The organism is Pseudomonas sp. RG1 (genome assembly GCF_025910115.1).
Taxonomy (GTDB): domain Bacteria; phylum Pseudomonadota; class Gammaproteobacteria; order Pseudomonadales; family Pseudomonadaceae; genus Aquipseudomonas; species Aquipseudomonas atacamensis.
On sequence record NZ_JAPCIK010000040.1, the window covers coordinates 20,625 to 39,364 of the forward strand.

Genomic DNA, 18,740 nt, shown 5'->3' on the forward strand with positions numbered 1-18,740 from the left:
GCTGCAAGAGAATGCAGTCAGGTTGTCGCAGCCCAGCAACCCACGCGAGCCTGCCATGCAAACTTTATTACCCCGCTATCCATTCAGAAACAATTCCAGCCTTTATCGCCATCGCAACTTCATCTAGTTTCAACTGGCAACTTCAACCCCACACTTAAATGGACTTTTAAACATGACCAACTTGAATAACTTTGTTGCCATAGACTGGCGCTCCGGCCCTGATCGAATTTATTTTTTCTTCAAGGACACCGATACCTATTCGCGCTTTGATCTTGGCGACAATAGTGTCCCGTCCAATTATCCAGCCGCCACGGCAGGCAACTGGGACAACTTTGCCCCGTATACCAAAGATCTGCGCTTTGGCTTGACTACCACTTCCTTCGGCTGGAACGCCGGAAGTGACGAGGATATTGCCTGGCTTTTCTTTTATGACGGAACAACTCCGATGGTCTGCAAATACGATCAGGACAGCGATAAAGTTGCCGCCTTCTACAAGGTAGCCGACTCGGTATGGAAGCCGATTCTTCCATATTTTGACAAGATCATCGCCGGCACCTGGTTTCAACTGACCGGCCATCCTTTCCTGTTTCGATTCATCCTCGATGACGGCCACTACCTGTCTTTCGACTACAAGGCCAAGACCGTCAAGTACAACCGTTTCGGCGAATATCAGCTGGCCGCGCTGAAACCTTACAAGGACCGGATAATCACCGCGGCGCAGAATGACCGGACATTTGCAGACAGTTACTGGTATATCTTCCTGACCAACAATCAGTACCTCACTTACAACATTCAGTCCGACCGACTCGTTGCCGGCCCCAGAACCATTGATGACGGTAATTGGCCCGGCCTGCTGCGCGGCTGATTGGTCAATCCCGGCGAGCCTAGTAGGATAGGGTTAATTATCGGTTAATCGCCGCCGCCCATCCTGCACCCCACTTGCACAGGGACAAGGCTCCTCCATGCGTCATTTTTTTCTTCTGTTTGCTCTACTGGTTTCCGGTCTGGCTCAGGCCGGAAACAATCCGTTCGAGTCCAAGCCGGACTTTTTACCCGTCGACAAGGCATTCGTACTCACCTCCGAGCGTCTGGACTCGGGCGAAACCCAGCTGTTCTGGCAGATCACTGACGGCTACTACCTGTATCAGAAACGCCTGAAATTCGACGGACTGGCCGCCGATCAGCAGCCGGTGTTGCCTGAAGGCGAATCCCACAGCGATGAGTTTTTCGGCGAGCAGCCGGTGTACCGCCAAGGCGTGGAAGTGAAAATCCCGGCAGCGGCCAGCGGTCAGATCAAGGTCAGTTATCAGGGCTGCGCCGATGCCGGTCTGTGCTATCCACCGCAAACCCGGGTGATTGACCTGGGTGGCAAAGCCGCAGCAACAACAGGCGCTGAAGCCCCGGATCAGGCTTTGGCCAGCAGTCTGCAACAACGGGCGCTGGGCTGGAGTCTGCTGGTGTTCTTCGGACTCGGCCTGCTGTTGGCATTTACCCCGTGTTCGCTGCCGATGCTGCCTATTCTCGCCGGGATGATCGTCGGCAGTGGCGCCACACCACGGCGCGGGTTTGCCTTGGCCAGCAGCTACGTGATCTGCATGGCACTGGTGTATGCGGCGATGGGCGTGGTTGCTGCGCTGCTCGGTGCGAACCTGCAGGCGTGGTTGCAGAATCCTTGGTTGCTCGGCGCATTTGCCGCCATTTTCGTGGTGCTGGCATTGCCGATGTTCGGCTTCTTCGAGCTGCAACTGCCGGTGGCCCTGCGTGATCGTCTTGAACATGCGTCGCGCAGCCGCAGCGGCGGCAGCCTGATCGGCGCCGGTGTGCTGGGCGCATTGTCCGGTCTCTTGGTCGGGCCGTGCATGACCGCGCCACTGGCCGGCGCGCTGCTGTACATCGCACAGAGCGGTAACGCGTTGCACGGCGGTCTGATTCTGTTTGCACTGGGCATCGGCATCGGTGTGCCGCTGTTGCTGCTGGTCACCGTGGGCAACCGCTTCCTGCCAAAACCCGGGGCGTGGATGAATCTGCTCAAGGGCATATTCGGCTTCCTCTTTCTTGCCACTGCATTGTTGATGCTGCGCCCGGTACTGGACCCTTCGTTGTGGTTGGGGCTGTGCGGCGCTCTGCTGTTGATCGCCGCTTACAGCGCCTGGAAACAATCCGCAGGCTTTGGCCGCGTCGCACAGGTGTTTGGCGCCCTGTCCTTGTTGCTCGGTTTGTGGGGCAGCTTGTTGGTGATCGGTGCGGCGGGCGGCAGTGATGATCCGTATCAGCCATTGCAGGTCTACAGCGCCGGCCCTGTCGCCAGCGCGGCGCCGACGGGTCACGATGCCTTCACCACGATCAAAGAACCTGCCGCTCTGCAACGCGAACTCGATGCAGCCAAGGCTCAAGGCCAGTGGGTACTGCTCGATTACTACGCCGACTGGTGCGTGTCGTGCAAGGTCATGGAGAAGAAGGTGTTCGGTGAAGCCAAGGTCATGCAGGCCCTGAGCGATGTGCGCCTGCTGCGCCTGGATGTGACCGCCGACAACGCTGCCAGCCGCGAGCTGCTCAGTCGCTATAAAGTGCCGGGGCCGCCGACGTTCATCTGGATCGGCGCTGACGGCGAAGAACGCCGCAGCCAGCGCATCACCGGCGAGGTCGATGCCGATACCTTCCTGCAACGCTGGTCCGCCACCCGAGATGCCAACTGATGCTGACGTTCACCCTCGGCACCTTCGCCATCGCGCTCAACCACCTGCTGCTGATCAGTGCTCTGGCGCTGGCGACATTTGTCGGCTGGCGGGTGGCCAAGCGCGGCGGCGATAACCCCGAGTCGGCGCTGTTCAGCCTGTTCTTGCTGGGCATGCTCGCGGCGCGCATTGCGTTTGTCGCGTTGTACTGGTCGCACTATCGCAATGACCCGTGGCAGATCATCGATCTGCGCGACGGCGGTTTCCTCGCCTGGCCCGGAGTGATCGTGCTGTTGCTGGCGGCGTTGTATCGCGGCTGGCGTCGGCCCGCTTTGCGTCGACCGTTGGGCTTCGGCGTGGTCAGTGGCGTGGCGTTCTGGCTGCTTGCCAGCCTGTCGCTGAATATCTACGAACAGGGTACGCGGCTGCCGGATATATCCCTGCGCAACGCCGCTGGCGAAACCATCAAGCTCAGTGAGTATCAGGGCGGACCGCTGGTGATCAACCTGTGGGCGACCTGGTGCCCGCCGTGCCGGCGAGAAATGCCGGTGCTGGAGAATGCCCAGCAACAGCGCCCTGACCTGACATTTCTGTTCGTCAATCAGGCCGAAAGCATGCAAAGCGTGGCGACGTTCCTGGAAACCCAGGGCCTGAGCCTGAACAACGTGCTGTTCGACCCCCGCGGCCGTCTCGGTCAGGCCGTGGGTTCCATGGCGTTACCGACTACGCTGTTCTATAGCCCGGACGGTCGCTTGCTGACCAGTCACCTCGGTGAACTGTCGAACGCCAGCCTCGCCCGCGCCCTGGAAACCTTCGACACTTCGCCTTCAAGCCCGAATCAGGCCGTTGCCCCGGCCAACTCTGCAAGGAAACTGCCATGCCCCGCCTCCGCCACCTGCTGACGCTGACCCTGGGCACTGCCCTGCTGCACTTGCCGTCGGTACAGGCTGCTGAAGAACTGCCTGCGGCGATCAAAAAGATCGAAGCCAAGGGCGCGAAAATCGTCGGCCAGTTCGACGCCCCCGATGGCCTGCGCGGGTACGCCGCGCAATATCAGAATCGCGGCATGGCGCTGTACCTGACCCCGGACGGCAAGCATGTCGTGGTGGGTAATCTGTACGACGCCGACGGCAAGGACCTGAGCAGCGAGCCTTTGCAGAAACTGGTCTACGCACCGATGTCCAAGGAGGTCTGGGCCAAGTTCGAGGCGAGCAACTGGATTCAGGACGGCAACAAGGATGCACCGCGCACGGTGTACCTGTTCAGCGATCCGAACTGCCCGTACTGCAACATGTTCTGGGAACAGGCGCGGCCATGGGTCAAGGCCGGCAAGGTGCAGTTGCGCCACATCATGGTCGGCATCATCCGCGAAGACAGCCCGGGCAAATCAGCCGCGCTGCTGGCGGCGAAAGACCCGGCCAAGGCCCTGGAAGATCACGAAAAGGCCGGCAAGGGCAGCGCGCTAAAGGCCATGAAAGACATCCCGGTCGCCGTGCAAACCAAACTCGCGGCGAACATGCAGTTGATGGAAGACCTCGAACTGCAAGCCACCCCGGCGATTTTCTACATGGACGACAAAGGCGAACTGCAACAGCAGCAAGGCGCGCCATCGCCGGACAAGCTGGTGAAGATTCTCGGGCCTAAGTAGTTTTTCCTTTGCCTGAACCGGCCCCTTCGCGAGCAGGCTCGCTCCCACAGAAATTGCATTCATGCTGAAGGAATGCGATTAACTGTGGGAGCGAGCCTGCTCGCGAATGAAGCTCACTCGGTCTAGCGGTTGCGCTCGGCCAGAAACGCCAGCAGTGCCTCAGTGACAAACGCGGGATTCTCCAGATTGGAGATATGCCCCGCCTCCGGTACCAGCACGCACGGGCAACCGATCAATTCAGCCATTTCCCGGGCTTCCGAGGGTGGCCGTGGTTTGTCCTGATCGCCGCACAGCACCAGTGTCGTCTCCGGGTTCAGCTCGCCCAGGCGTGGCAACAGGTCGTCGCGGCCAAACGTGATGCGGCCCATCGGCACGATGCTTTCGCGCAGACGCTCGGGCGAGTAGCTCTTCAATTTCGCGCGGAAGTCCTGATACAGCGCCGACTGCGGGGCGATGCCCGGGCGGAAAAAGATCGGCACGACGATGTCGAGCAATTGTTCGGAGATGGTACCGCTGTCTTCGATCTGCTTGAACAACGAGAAGTAATACTGCCGGGTCGGTTCCGGCTCGACGCCGACGTAGGTGTCCATCAGCACCAGACCGTTGAGACGTTGCGGTGCGGACAGCGCCAAACGCACGCCCCACATGCCGCCGACCGACAGCCCGACCAGAGTCACGCGGTCGATGTCCAGGTGATCGAGCAAGGCCTGTGCCTGACGGGCGATGTCGTCCAGCGAAGTGGTGCCTTCGGGTAACTTGCCGGACTCGCCATGCCCCCACAAATCCAAGGCAATGAGGCGATAATGCGGGGTCAGCGCGGCGATCTGTGGCGCCCACATCGCCTGGTCCCAAAGGTAACTGCCGGCCAGCAACACGGCGGGGCCGGTGCCTTGATCAATGTAGTGCAGTGCTTGTCCGTCAACCGTGAAAAAGGGCATCGACCACCTCCGCGAGAAAAAACAGAACCGGCAGACTGAGCTGCCGGTTGTTGATCGTCAAGGATGGAAATGTACAGTCATGTACTGGTGATTTGTGTTGAGTTCACCGACGCCATCGCTGGCAAGCCAGCTCCCACAAGGTTCAACGTCGTTCACAAGATTTGTGCTCACCGCAAAAACTGTGGGAGCTGGCTTGCCAGCGAAGAGGCCGGCCCAGGCACTGAAGAACTACAACCCCTCCAGCTCCGCCATCAGGTCATTCAACCGATCAACTTTCTCCTCGGTAATGTCACTGGCCGCCAGTCCATCGATGTATTCGGCCAGTTCCTCCACCGTGCTGCACTCGAACATTGCGCGCAGCGGCACGTTGCGTTGCAGGGCTTTTTGTACCCGCGATGCAATTTGCGTAGCCAGCAGCGAATGCCCGCCCAGTTCGAAGAAATTGTCGCGCACGCCGACCTTTTCCACTTTCAGCACCTCAGCCCAGATATCAGCCAGGGTCTGCTCCAGCTCGTTGCGCGGGGCCAGATAATCCGCACTCTGCAACTGACCGATCTCCAGCGTTGGCAAGGCTTTTCGGTCGAGTTTGCCGTTGGCATTGAGGGGCATTTGCTCCAGCCATAGCCAGTGCAGCGGCACCATGTATTCCGGCAGTTCGGCGCGCAGGCGCTGCTTGATCCGCTCCAGGCGCTCGCCCGGATTGAGCGGTGCATCGGCCGCGACCAGGTAGCCCACCAGATGCTTGCCGTTGACGCCTTCCTGCACAGCAACCGCCGCGTCGCGCACTTCCGGTTGTTCATGCAGGCGCGCTTCGATTTCACCGAGCTCGATGCGGTAACCGCGAATCTTCACTTGATGATCGACGCGGCCGACGTATTCCAGCACGCCGTCGGTGCGGCGCCGTGCCAGGTCACCGGTGCGGTACAGGCGTTCGCCCGGCGCGCCGAACGGATTCGGCACAAACACCGGCGCGGTGCGCAGCGGATCGCTGACATAACCGCGACCGACGCCGGTCCCGGCGACACACAACTCACCCACCGCGCCCAAAGGCACCAGTTCCAGCGCGCCATCGACCAGGTACAGCAAGTTATTGTCGGTCGGCGTGCCGATCGGCAAATAGCTGCCGCGCGTCGACGCCATGTCGACGCGGAAGAACGCCACGTCATCCGAGCATTCCGCCGGGCCGTAAGCATTGACCAGACCAACGTCCGGGTAACGCAGCAGCCATTGATGGGCCAGTTCCGGCGGCATCGCTTCACCGGTCGGCAACATCCAGCGCAAACCATCAAGGCTCATGTGATCAGCGGCGAGCATGCCCTGAATCAGCGACGGCACACTCTCCAGCACGGTGATGCCCTGCGCCTGTACATGCGCCAGCAGACCTTGCGGATCGTGGGCAATCGCGTTCGGGACGATGTCGACCCGCGCGCCGAACAATGGCGCGGCGAGGAACTGCCAGACGGAAATGTCGAAGCTTTGCGAGGCGGTCTGCGCGATCACATCGGCCGCGCTCAAGTCGAGGTACGGACGTTTGCTCAACTGATTGTTGAGCATGCCGCGTTGCTCGACCATCACGCCTTTTGGCAGCCCGGTCGAACCCGAGGTGTAGATCACATAGGCGAGATTGTCCGGGCCACTGTGGATGCCGAGATTGTGCCTCGCTGCCACCGATGCCTGGACCTCTTCCCATACCAGCAGGCGCGGGCGATTCGAACAGCCAAACTCTTCGAGCAAGGTCTGCGCCTGCTCAAGGCAGGCTGCGCTGCACACCAGCAACGGCGTGCGGCTCAGCTCGATGATGCGGCTCAGGCGCTGGCTCGGCAGACCCGGGTCCAGCGGCAGATAACCAGCCCCGGCCTTGAAGCTGCCGATGATCATGGCGAGCAGGTCGAGATTACGCTCGGCCAGCAGCGCCACCGGTTGATCCATGCGCACACCGGCAGCGACCAGGGCATGGCCGAGGCGGTTGGCGTTGTGATTCAGTTCGGCATAGCTCAATTGCTGATCGAGGCAACTGGCGGCGATGCGCTGCGGATGCGCCGCGACCTGCGCTTCGAACAACGCCACGTAGCTTTGCTCCAGCGGATAGTCATGGCCGCTCTGGTTGCAACCGTGCAGCAGGAAGTCGCGCTCTTCGTCGCCCAGCAGCGGCAAATCGGCCATGTCGCCATGGAAGCCGTCGACCAGCGCCAGCAGCAGGCGCTTGAACTCACTGAGCATGCGCTCGACCGTCGCCTCGTCGAAGTAACGCTGGTCATAGGACAGGTGCAGGCCAAGGTCATCGCCCGGGTAACATACCGCCGTCAGCGGGAAGTTGGTGTGGGTACGGCCGGAATCCGAGGTCGCATTCAGGCTCTGTGCACGATCAAGCACCGAGACTTCCACCGGGGCGTTTTCGAAGACGAACAGGCTGTCGAACAACGGCTGGCCTTTGGGCAATTCGCTCTGTTCCTGGATGTTTACCAGTGGCAGGTATTCGTACTCGCGCAGTTGCATGTTGCTGTCGAGCAAAGCACTGAGCCATTGACGCACGCTGCTGCGCTGATCGTCCGCAGGCATCTTCACGCGCAGGGCGATGCTGTTGATGAACAGGCCGACGGTGCGTTGCATTTCCGGCATCTCCACTGGCCGCCCGGCCACAGTCACGCCGAAAAGCACGTCGCGATCGCCGCTCAGGCGCCGCAAAACCAGCGCCCATGCAGCCTGGGCGAAGGTGTTGACGGTCAGTTGATGTGCCTGCGCCAGTTCCCGCAGCCGTGCGCCGTCCTCGACATTGAGGCGGGTGTAGCGGTCGCCGACGATCATGCCGCCGCTTTCACCGGCGTGTTCGCGCAGGAACGGCCGGTCGCTCGGGATCGGCGTGGTGCGCTCGAAGCCTTGCAGATTCTGCCGCCACCACTGCCGCGCCTCGGCCAAGTTCTGGCGTTGCAGCCAACCGATGTAATCGCGATAACGCGGCGGCACGCTCAACTGCGCTTCACGACCTTCACCGAGGGCGGTGTAGATCTCGAAGAAGTCGTTCATCAGCAGCGAACGGCACCAGGCGTCGATGAGGATGTGGTGGTTGCTCATCATGAACCAGTAGCGCGCCGCGCCGACCTTGATCAGGCGCAGGTGGAACGGCGCCTGATTGAGCAGATCGAACCCGGCTTCGCGCTCGCTTTTCAGCAGCGCTTGCAGCCGTAGTTCCTGCTCGGTTTCGGCGACGGCGCTCCAGTCCAGATACTCAATCGGCGTACGCCCCGGCGTGTGGATCACTTGCAGCATGTCTTCGCCAACGTTCCAGCAGAACGAAGCGCGCAATGCTTCATGGCGAGCGACCACCGCTTGCCAGGCCTGGGCGAAACGCTCGGGGTCGAGCTCGCTGTTGATGCGATATCGATCCTGCATGTAGTACAGACCGGTGCCCGGCTCGAGCAAGGTGTGCAGCAACATGCCTTCCTGCATCGGCGTCAGCGGGTAGACATCTTCGATGTGCGCGGCCGGCACCGGCAGCGCATCGAGTTGCGCCTGAGTCAGTTTCGCCAGTGGGAAGTCCGATGGTGTCAGGCCGCCGGCCTCGCCTTGCAGACAATGGGCGATCAGGCTTTGCAACTCACCGAGGTAGGCGGCGGCCAGATCGTTAATGGTTTGCGCCTCGTAACGCTCGGCACTGAAAGTCCAGCGCAGCAGCAGTTCTCCACCGTAAACCTGACTGTCGACACTCAGCTCGTTGGGCAACGGCGCCTGCGGATCGTGGGCTGCACCGATTGGCTCATCGAGAGGACGGAACAGCGCATCGCTGCCGAAGCTCTGGTCGAACTGGCCGAGATAGTTGAAGGTGACCTGCGCCTGCGGCAGCGCGGCCATGCTCTGCCGGCAGCCGTCATCGGCCAGATAACGCAACACGCCATAACCGAGACCTTTATGCGGAACGGCGCGCAGTTGTTCTTTGATCGCCTTGATCGAAGCACCCTGCCCGGCGGCCTCTTCGATATTTTGCGGAGTCAGGCGCAGCGGATAAGCGCTGGTGAACCAACCGACGGTGCGGGTCAGGTCGATCTCGTCGAACAGGGTTTCGCGACCGTGGCCTTCCAGTTGAATCAGTGCCGAGGGCTGGCCGCTCCAGCGGCACAGCACACGGGCCAGCGCGGTCAGCAGCAGGTCGTTGACCTGAGTGCGATAAGCGCTCGGTGCCTGTTGCAGCAACTGCCGGGTGCGCTCGGCATCGAGGCGTACGCTGACGGTTTGCGCATGGCGATTCTGCCTGCCGCCCTGCGGGTTTTCGCAAGGCAGATCGGCGCTCGGCCCGGCCAGTTGCGTTTGCCACCAACCGAGTTCTTCACGCAGGGAATCGCTGCCGGCATAAGCCTGCAAACGCGCGGCCCAGTCCTTGAAGGCGCTGGTTTTCGCCGGCAGTTTCAGCGGCTGCGCAGCGTCGAGTTGGCGATAGGCGGTTTGCAGATCATCCAGCAACACGCGCCAGGAAACGCCGTCGACGACCAAGTGGTGGATGGCGATGAACAGGCGTTGCTGAACATCCGCAACATCGACCAGCACCGCGCGCAGTAACGGGCCGTTGCGCAGATGCAGACTGCGTTGCGCGTCGGCGAACAGAGATTCGCACCGATCCAGCGAATCGACGCCGACTTGCCTGAGCACATCCTCATTCGTCAGCGCTTGATGCGTCGCTTGCCATGCATCATCGGTTTCAGTGAAACGCAGACGCAGCGCATCGTGCTGCTCGATCACGGCCAGCAAAGCTTGCTGCAATCGTTGCGGCTCGAGGCGCACAGTCGGTTCCAGCAACAGCGCCTGATTCCAGTGCTGACGCTGGGGAATGTCCGTATCGAAGAACCAGTGCTGAATGGGCGTCAGGCGCGACTCGCCGACCACCAGGCCTTGCTCGGCCGTCACTTGCTGGGTGCGACTGGCAACGGCGGCGAGCGTCTGCACAGTCTGATGCTGGAACAGGTCGCGCGGGCTGAAGTGAATGCCCTGCTGACGCGCGCGGCTGACCACCTGAATCGACAGAATCGAGTCGCCGCCGAGTTCGAAGAAGTTATCGTTGAGGCCGACCTGCCTGACGTTAAGCACATCGCACCAGATCTGCGCCAGGGTCTGCTCAAGCTCGTTGCTCGGCGCGACATAGACCTGACGATTGAGGTCCGTGTCCGGCGCCGGCAAGGCGCGGCGGTCGAGTTTGCCGTTGGCGGTCAGCGGCATGCTTGCCAGCAGCATCAGCTGGGTCGGCACCATGTAGTCCGGCAGTTGCGCCTTGAGGTGCGACTTGAGCGCTTCGCGCAGTTCAGCCTGTTGCGCTTCGCCTTGCCCGGCGACCTCTGTAACGAGGTAACCCACCAACTGCTTGCCACTCGGCGCATCCAGCGCCAGCACCACGGCTTCGCGGATCGAAGAATGATCGAGCAGGCGCGTTTCGATTTCGCCCAGTTCGATGCGGAAACCGCGGATTTTCACTTGATGGTCGATCCGCCCCAGATACTCGACCAGACCATCGGCACGCTGGCGCACCAGGTCGCCGGTGCGATACATGCGCCCGCCATCAGCGGTAAACGGGTCAGCGACAAAACGCTCGGCGCTGATGCCCGGGCGGTCGTGATAGGCCTGAGCCAGACCGGCGCCGCCGACAAACAATTCACCGGTCGCGCCTTGCGGCACCAAGGCCAGATCGGCATCGAGAATGTAGGCGACTCGCGACCCGATCACGCTACCAATCGGCACACTGCCGGCGCCCTCTTCCAGTACCTGCGGCGCCAGACTGGCCAGCGGCATGACCACGGTTTCAGTCGGGCCGTAGGCGTTGAAGAACAGCGCTGGCTGGAACGCCGCGCGGATGCGCTGCAGATGCTCGCCGGTCAGCGCTTCACCGCCGGTGATGATCATGCGCACCGGCAGGACGTCATTCTGCGTGGCAAGGAACTGCGCCAACTGGCTGCCGTAGCTCGGCGTGAAACCGAGGACGTTGATTCGATGCGTGCGAATCAAGCCGCAGATTTCTTCCGCGTCCCACTGGCCCTGCGCCCGCAACACCACCTGCGCACCGCTGAGCAGCGGCACCAGTAGACGTTCGGTGGCAGCGTCGAAGTTGATCGAATAGAAATGCAGTTCACAGTCGTCCGGGCGCATGCCGAAGCGTTCGATCACGGCCTGGCAGTGCATGGCAATTTCACCGTGGGAGACCACCACGCCTTTCGGTTTGCCGGTCGAGCCCGAGGTGTAAATCAGGTAGGCCTGATGTTGCGGCAGGCTGATAAACGGTAGCTCGCCGGCCGGGTAGTCGGCCAATCCCGGACTGTCATCTTCCAGGCACCAGCGCGCCACGTCTGACGGCAAGTCACCCAGGGCCTGAAACATCGCCCGATCGCTGAGCAGCAGGCCGATGCGGCTGTCTTCAATCATGTAATGCAGACGATCCAGCGGGTACTCCGGATCCAGCGGCACATAGGCGCCGCCAGCCTTGAGAATCGCCAGCAGGCCGATGACCATTTCCAGCGAACGCTCCAGCGCCAGACCCACCCGCACTTGCGGGCCGACCCCACGCTCACGCAGCGCCCAGGCCAGACGATTGGCCCGGGCATCGAGTTCGGCGTAGCTCAGGGTCTGCCCGGCGAAGGTCAGCGCCGGCGCGTCTTTGCGCGCCAGTGCCTGTTCGGCAAACAGATGATGGATGCACTGGTCGAGACGATGCTCGCCCGGATCGATGCCAAGGCTGTCGAGCAGGTGCTGTTGCTCGGTGTTGTCGAGCAACGGCAGTTCGCTGAGGCGTTGCTGCGGATCAGCGATCAACGCTTCAAGCAGGTTGCGCCAATGCCTGGCCATGCGTTCGATGGTCGGCTCGTCGAACAGATCGGTGCTGTAAGTCAGGCAGCAGCCGAGGCGATGGTCGAGGTCGGTGACTTCCAGATTGAGATCGAACTTGGTCGCCCGAGCATCGTTGGCCAGGTACTCGACGGTCATACCAGCGAGGGTGCGGCTCTGCTGGAATTCCCAGCGCTGCACGTTGCACATCACCTGGAACAGCGGGTTGTAAGCCGCGCTGCGTGGCGGCTGCAAGGCTTCGACCAGATGATCGAACGGCAGATCCTGATGGGACTGGCCTTCGATCACGGTGTGGCGCACCTGCTCGAACAGTTCGCCGACCGACATCTGCCCGTCGAGCTGGCAACGCAGCACCTGGGTGTTGAGAAACGCACCGATCAGCCCTTCGCTTTCCGGGCGGATGCGGTTGGCCACCGGCGCACCGATGCGCAGGTCGGTCTGGCCGCTGTAGCGGTAGAGCAGCGTGGCGAGCGCTGCGGTCATGGTCATGAACAGGGTCAGGCCGTTTTGCGCATTGAACGCCCGCACCCGCGCAGCGAGATCGTCACTCAGATCGAAACGGAACAGCTCGCCCTGATGGCTCTGCACCGGTGGACGCGGACGGTCGCCGGGCAGTTCCAGCAGCGGATGTTCGCGACCGAGCTGCGCGGTCCAGTAATCGAGCTGGCGCTGGCGCTCGCCGGACTCCAGCCACTGACGCTGCCAGACGCTGTAGTCGAGGTATTGCACCGGCAGCGGCGCGAGCGGTGATTCGCGCTCATCGACGAACGCTTCATACAGCGCACTGAGTTCACGGGCAAAGATGTCCATCGCCCAGCCTTCGGTGACGATGTGGTGCAGGGTCAGGACGAAGTAATGCTCGTGCTCGGCGGTCTTGACCAGACAGGCACGCAGCAACGGTCCGGTTTCCAGATTGAACGGCTGGTGCGCTTCTGCATCGGCCAGTTGCTGGACTTGTAGCTCCCGGACTTCTGCCGGCAGGCTGGAGAAATCCTTCCAGCCCATGCGCACGCCGGTCTCGGCATGCACCTGTTGGCGGGCGACGCCATCGATACTTGGGAATGTGGTGCGCAGGGTTTCGTGGCGCAGGATCAGCGCCTGCAACGCCGCCTCGAAATGCTCGACATGCAGCACGCCGCGCAAGCGCGCCATGCCGCCGACGTTGTACGCCGGGCTGTCCGGTTCCATCTGCCAGAGGAACCACATGCGCTGCTGCGAATAGGACAGCGGCACCGCTTGGCTGCGGTCGATTTTTGCGATCGGCAACTGTTGGTTGGTGCGGCCGCTGACCTGGATCAGGCGAATCTGTTCGGCGTAATCGCCCAGTTCGCTGTGCTCGAACAAGGTGCGCAGCGGCAGTTCGACGTCACAGGCCTGACGTGTGCGTGAAATGATCTGCGTGGCCAGCAGCGAATGACCGCCGAGAGCAAAGAAATCGTCGCGCAGGCCGATCTGCTTCAGACCCAGCACTTCGCGCCAGATCGCGGCGATCTGTTGCTCCAGTTCGCTGACCGGTTCGATGTGTTCACGCACTTGCCATTGCGGCTCGGGCAAGGCGCGGCGATCAAGTTTGCCGCTGGGGCTCAGCGGCATCGCATCAAGGCGCAGCAATTGTGCGGGCACCATGTATTCCGGCAGCTCAGCGGCCAAAGCGTTGTTCAATCGAGCGATTTGTTGGTCGGCATTTTCCTGCGCATCGCTCGCCGTGAAGTAGCCGATCAGTTGCGCACCGGCAGCGGTTTCCCGCACCAGAACCAAGGCTTGGGCGACGCCATTTTGCGCCAGCAGTCGCGCCTGGATTTCTTCCGGTTCGACGCGAAAGCCACGCAGTTTGACCTGCTGATCGAGACGGCCGAGGTATTCGATAACGCCATCCGAGGACCAGCGCGCACGGTCGCCGGTGCGGTACAAGCGGGCACCCTGCTCGCCCAGTGGATCGACGACATAACGCTCGGCGGTCAACGTCGGACGACCCAGGTAACCGCGAGCCAGACCAATACCGCTGATGCACAGCTCGCCCGCCACACCCGCCGGTACTGGATTGAGATCGGCATCGAGAATGCGGCAGACCACATTGCCCAGCGGCCGGCCAATCGGCGAGCGCTCACCATCGGCAGTTGTGCAGTGCCAATGGGTGACATTGATCGCGGTTTCAGTCGGGCCATAACGGTTGTGCAATTGCACCGCCGGCAGTTGCGTCAGCACACGGTTGCGCAACTCGGCGGGCAAGGCTTCACCGCCGGAAAACACCCGGCGCAGGCTGGTGCACTCGGCACTCAGCGGCTCGTCGATGAACAGCGCCAGCAGCGGTGGGACGAAGTGCAGCGTGGTCACGCCGTATTGCTGGACCAGTTGCGCGATGCGATGCGGGTCGCGGTGCTCGCCGGGGGCGGCAAGCAGCAGACGCGCGCCGCTGATCAGCGGCCAGAAGCATTCCCACACCGAGACGTCGAAACTGATCGGCGCTTTTTGCATCAGCACGTCGGTTTCGTCGAGACGATAAGCGTCCTGCATCCATTGCAGGCGCTCGGCCAGCGCGGCGTGGGTGTTGCCGACGCCTTTCGGTTGCCCGGTGGAACCCGAGGTGTAAATCACGTAGGCGAGGTTGTCGCCGTGCAGTCGCAGGCCCGGTGCCTGGCTCGGCCATTTATCCAAGTGCAGCGCATCCATGGCGATCACGCTGACGCCATCGCTGGCCGGCAAACGCTCGAGCAATTGCGTCTGGGTCAGGAGCAGTTCGACGCCGCTGTCGCGGAGCATGTACGCGAGGCGTTCGGCCGGATAATCCGGATCAAGCGGCACATAGGCGCCGCCGGCCTTGATGATCGCCAGCAGACCGATCAGCAGTTGCGGCGAACGCTCGGCGGCGATGGCCACGCACACGTCCGGGCCAACGCCTTTGTCGCGCAGGTAATGGGCGAGCCGGTTGGCTTGCGTGTGCAGCTCGGCAAAATCCAGACTACCGCCGTCCCACACCAGCGCGGTGCGTTGCGGGGTGTTGCGCGATTGTTGCTCGAGCAGTTCCGGCAGCCAGTGTTGCGCCGGGGTGCACGGAGCGACGCTCCAGTCCTTCTGTTGATTCTGCTCGCTGGCGGTCAGCAAGCGCAGATCGCCGATGGCCTGCTGTGGCTGTTCGCAGACCTCGCTGAGCAGATTATGGAAATGCTCGGCCAGACGCTCGATGGTCGTGGCATCGAACAGTTCGCTGGCGTAGTCGAAGGACAAGCTCAGGCGACCGTTGCGATCCTCTTCGCTGTGCAATTGCAGATCGAACTTGGCTTCGCGGCTGTGCCACGGCAGTTCTTCGGCGAGCAGACCCGGCAGGCGCTTGAGCGCACTGAGGTCGCGCTGCTGATGGTTGAACATGACCTGGAACAGTCCCTGTTCGCGGGCCTGCGGGAACGCTTCGAGCAGTTGTTCGAAGGGCAGATCCTGATTGGCCTGGGCGCCGAGTGCGGCCTGGCGGGTCTGGTTCAGCAGCTCGGCAAATGTCAGGCGCGAATCGATTTGCGCACGCAACACCTGGGTATTGATGAAGAAGCCGATCAGGCTTTGGGTTTCCAGGCGCGGACGGTTGGCGTTGGGCACGCCGATGCGAATGTCGCGCTGACCACTGTAGCGGTGCAGCAAACTTTGCAACGCAGCGAGCAGAAGCATGAACGGCGTGGCCTGGTGGGCCTGCGCAGTCTGGCGGATCGCCTCGCTGAGTTCGGTACTCAAGCGCACGCTGTGGCGCGCGGCGCTGTGGTTGTGTCTGGCCGAGCGCGGGTGATCGGTGGCCAGTTCCAGTGGCGGATGTTCTTCGCCCAACTGCGCTTTCCAGTACGCCAGTTGCCGCTCGCCCTCGCCTTGCGCCAGCCATTGCCGCTGCCAGTTGCCGTAATCGGCGTATTGCGTGGGCATCGCTGCCAGTGTCGCCGGCGTCCCTTGGGTTGCCGCCGCGTAGAGACGCGAGAATTCGTCGAGCAGGATATTCAGCGACCAGCCGTCAGCGATGATGTGATGCAGGGTCACCAGCAGTTGATGTTCTTCGTCATCGAGACGCACCAGTGTCACCGCCAGCAACGGGCCTTTTTCCAGATCGAACCGAGTGCGCGCCTCGTCTTCGCGAATCTGCTCGGCGCGGGCTTCGCGCTCGGGAATTGGCAGGTCGCTGATGTCGATCAGTTGCAGATTGAGTTCTGCAGCGGCGAGCACTTGCTGCAATGCCACGCCGTCGCGTTCGAAGAAACGTGTGCGCAAGGATTCGTGGCGTTCGATCAGTTGCTGGAAGCTGCTGCGCACGGCGTCTTCGTCCAGCTCGCCACGCAAGCGCAGGCCGCCGGGAATGTTGTAGGCGCTGCTCTGTGGATCGAGTTGCCAGGTGATCCACAGACGGTTTTGTGCCAGCGACTGCGGCATCGGCTCACTGCGCGACAAGGTGCTGATCGGACCTTGAGCGCTGCCGCCGTCCTGTTTTAGCTGCGCCACAGCGGCGGCGAAAGCGGAGAGGGTTGGCGCTTCGAACAGCAGGCGCAGGCTCAGCTCGACACCGAGTGCTTCGCGAACCCGCGCCACTACTTGCGTGGCAGCGATCGAGTTGCCGCCGAGCAGAAAGAAATGGTCGTCGCCACTGACCTGCTTGACGTTGAGTTGCTCGGCCCAGATTTGCCCGATCAACGCTTCAAGGTCCGAAGTGCTGCTGGTCGCGTTTTCCGTTGCGGCTGTGATCGAAGGGAACAGCGCGTAACTGTCGAGGCTGCCATCAGCCAGACGATTGCGGCACGCCGAGCGCTGCAGTTTGCCGCTGGAGGTTTTCGGCAACGCGCCCGGATTGAGCAGCACCACCACGCTTGGCGCCTCCTGATACGCCTCGGCCACGGCTTGGCGAATGGCTTTGATCAGCGCATCTGGCGCAAGGATTTTCTGCACGCTGCGGCTGATTTCCGCAGCGATGCCGATGCCCTCTTCGCCGTCGTGAGTGACCGCGAACGCCGCCACGCGGCCCTTGCGCACCACTTCGACTTCGCGCTCGACGGTCTGCTCGATGTCCTGCGGATAGAGGTTGTGTCCGCGGACGATGAGCATGTCTTTCAGGCGCCCGGTGACGAACAACTCGCCCGCACGGATAAAACCCAGGTCGCCGGTGCGCAACCAGGTGCGGCCGGCGTGCTGGACAAAAGTCTTGGCGCTGGCTTCGGGGTTGCGCCAATAACCGTGGGCGATGCTCGGGCCGGCGGCCCAGACTTCGCCGACGGCGTTGTCGGCGAGTTCTTCGAGGGTATTCGGTTCGACGATCAGCACCGCGTGCTCAGGCTGGCTGATGCCGCAGCTCATGATCGCGCTGCCATCGCCCGGCTCGGCGCGGTTTTGCGCCAGCGCCTGATCGTCCACGCGCAGCGCCGGGATGCCGGTGCCGCGCGGTGTGCCAGCGACAAACAGGGTCGCCTCGGCCAGACCGTACGAGGCCATGAAACTGTTGTCGCTGAAACCGCAAGCAGCGAATTTTTCCGCGAAGCGCTCGAGGGTATCGAGACGGATCGGCTCGGAACCGGAATAGGCCACGCGCCAGCGGCTCAGATCGAGGCGCTCAAGGGCCGATTCGCTGACCCGCTCACTGCACAAACGGTAGGCGAAATCCGGGCCGCCGCTGATGGTGCCGCCGTATTCGGCGATCGCTTCCAGCCAGCGCAACGGCCGGCCGAGGAAGTAGGCCGGCGACATCAGAATGCACGGCACGCCGCTGAAAATCGGTTGCAGCAGGCCGCCGATCAGCCCCATGTCGTGGTACAGCGGCAACCAGCTGACGATGACGTCGTCCGGGTTGACGTCGATGCCGAAACCGTGACGGATCAGCAGTTCGTTGGCGACCAGATTGCCATGGCTGACCTGCACGCCCTTGGGCAGCGCGGTGGAGCCGGAAGTGTATTGCAGAAAGGCGATGTGCTCGGCTGGCAGGCTCGGTTCAACCCACTGTTCGGCCAGTGCGCTGTCGAGGGTGTCGACACACAACAGCGGCGGCGCGCCGTCGATTTGTTGCAAGGCATCGCGCAGGTCGGCGCTGGTCAGCAATAGCGTGGGTTCGGCGTCGACGATGATCGACAGCAATCGCTCCTGATGATGACGACGCGCGGATTCCGGCGGATAGGCCGGCACCGCAATCACACCGGCATACAGGCAGCCGAAAAACGCCGCGACGTAATCCGCGCCACTGGGAAACAGCAGCACCGCACGCTCACCGAATCCAGCCTGAGCCTGCAACGCAGCGGCGATGGTGCGCGCGCGTTGATCCAGTTCGCGATAGCTGAGCACCACAGCCTGCTCCGGGTTTTCGGCGAGAAAACGCAAGGCCAGTCGGTCCGGCGTCAGGGCCGCGCGACGCTTGAGGGCATAGACCAGGGTGCTGGGGAGTTCGAACGCGTCGGTCATGAGGTTTCCTGCCTGAATTCGGCTTGCAAGTGGAATCGGGTGGCTGCGTCACACCTGTCGAGAGGCGTGCAGGGCGCGGTCTGTGCCGACCACGCAGGGCATCGGAATGCGCTGAGGCCGGGGATCTGCACCCGGGCCATTCACCAATGAGAACGGATGGAGTGGGGAAATAATTAGTCGGCAGGCGCGACTACCAGCGGGGCTGGGGTGCGGCGGCGTGTCGCAGTTGGCAAAACACATCGCCTTACAGCA

The 18,740-nt window shown here is 62.2% G+C and carries 6 protein-coding genes; 4 read left to right on the top strand and 2 right to left on the bottom strand.

What is annotated here, in order from left to right; genetic code table 11:
- The first annotated feature begins 172 nt into the window (after positions 1-172).
- From OK411_RS19570 to dsbG, 4 genes are all read left to right on the top strand, one after another.
- On the top strand, positions 173-865 hold the full coding sequence (locus OK411_RS19570) for a hypothetical protein (RefSeq protein WP_110601462.1): 693 nt from the start codon (positions 173-175) through the stop codon (positions 863-865).
- A 97-nt stretch (positions 866-962) separates the two neighbouring features.
- A complete protein-coding gene (gene dsbD, locus OK411_RS19575) occupies positions 963-2,696 on the top strand; it encodes a protein-disulfide reductase DsbD (RefSeq protein WP_264365560.1) in 1,734 nt (577 codons plus the stop codon).
- Entirely contained in the window at positions 2,696-3,577 is an 882-nt protein-coding gene (locus OK411_RS19580; RefSeq protein WP_125917362.1) for a TlpA disulfide reductase family protein, read from the top strand. The genes dsbD and OK411_RS19580 overlap by 1 nt, the downstream gene beginning before the upstream one ends.
- Positions 3,553-4,323 (top strand): thiol:disulfide interchange protein DsbG, encoded by a 771-nt coding sequence (gene dsbG, locus OK411_RS19585; protein WP_016770816.1) that lies wholly within the window; start codon positions 3,553-3,555, stop codon positions 4,321-4,323. The genes OK411_RS19580 and dsbG overlap by 25 nt, the downstream gene beginning before the upstream one ends.
- 122 nt (positions 4,324-4,445) lie before the next feature.
- On the opposite strand, the gene OK411_RS19590 is transcribed toward dsbG, so the two are convergent.
- Together OK411_RS19590 and OK411_RS19595 are read right to left on the bottom strand one after the other, a co-directional pair.
- A complete protein-coding gene (locus OK411_RS19590; protein WP_264365561.1) occupies positions 4,446-5,261 on the bottom strand; it encodes an alpha/beta fold hydrolase in 816 nt (271 codons plus the stop codon).
- A 228-nt stretch (positions 5,262-5,489) separates the two neighbouring features.
- Positions 5,490-18,488, bottom strand: coding sequence for a non-ribosomal peptide synthetase (locus tag OK411_RS19595; protein ID WP_264365562.1), 12,999 nt, complete (start codon positions 18,486-18,488; stop codon positions 5,490-5,492).
- Between the last annotated feature and the right edge of the window lie 252 nt (positions 18,489-18,740).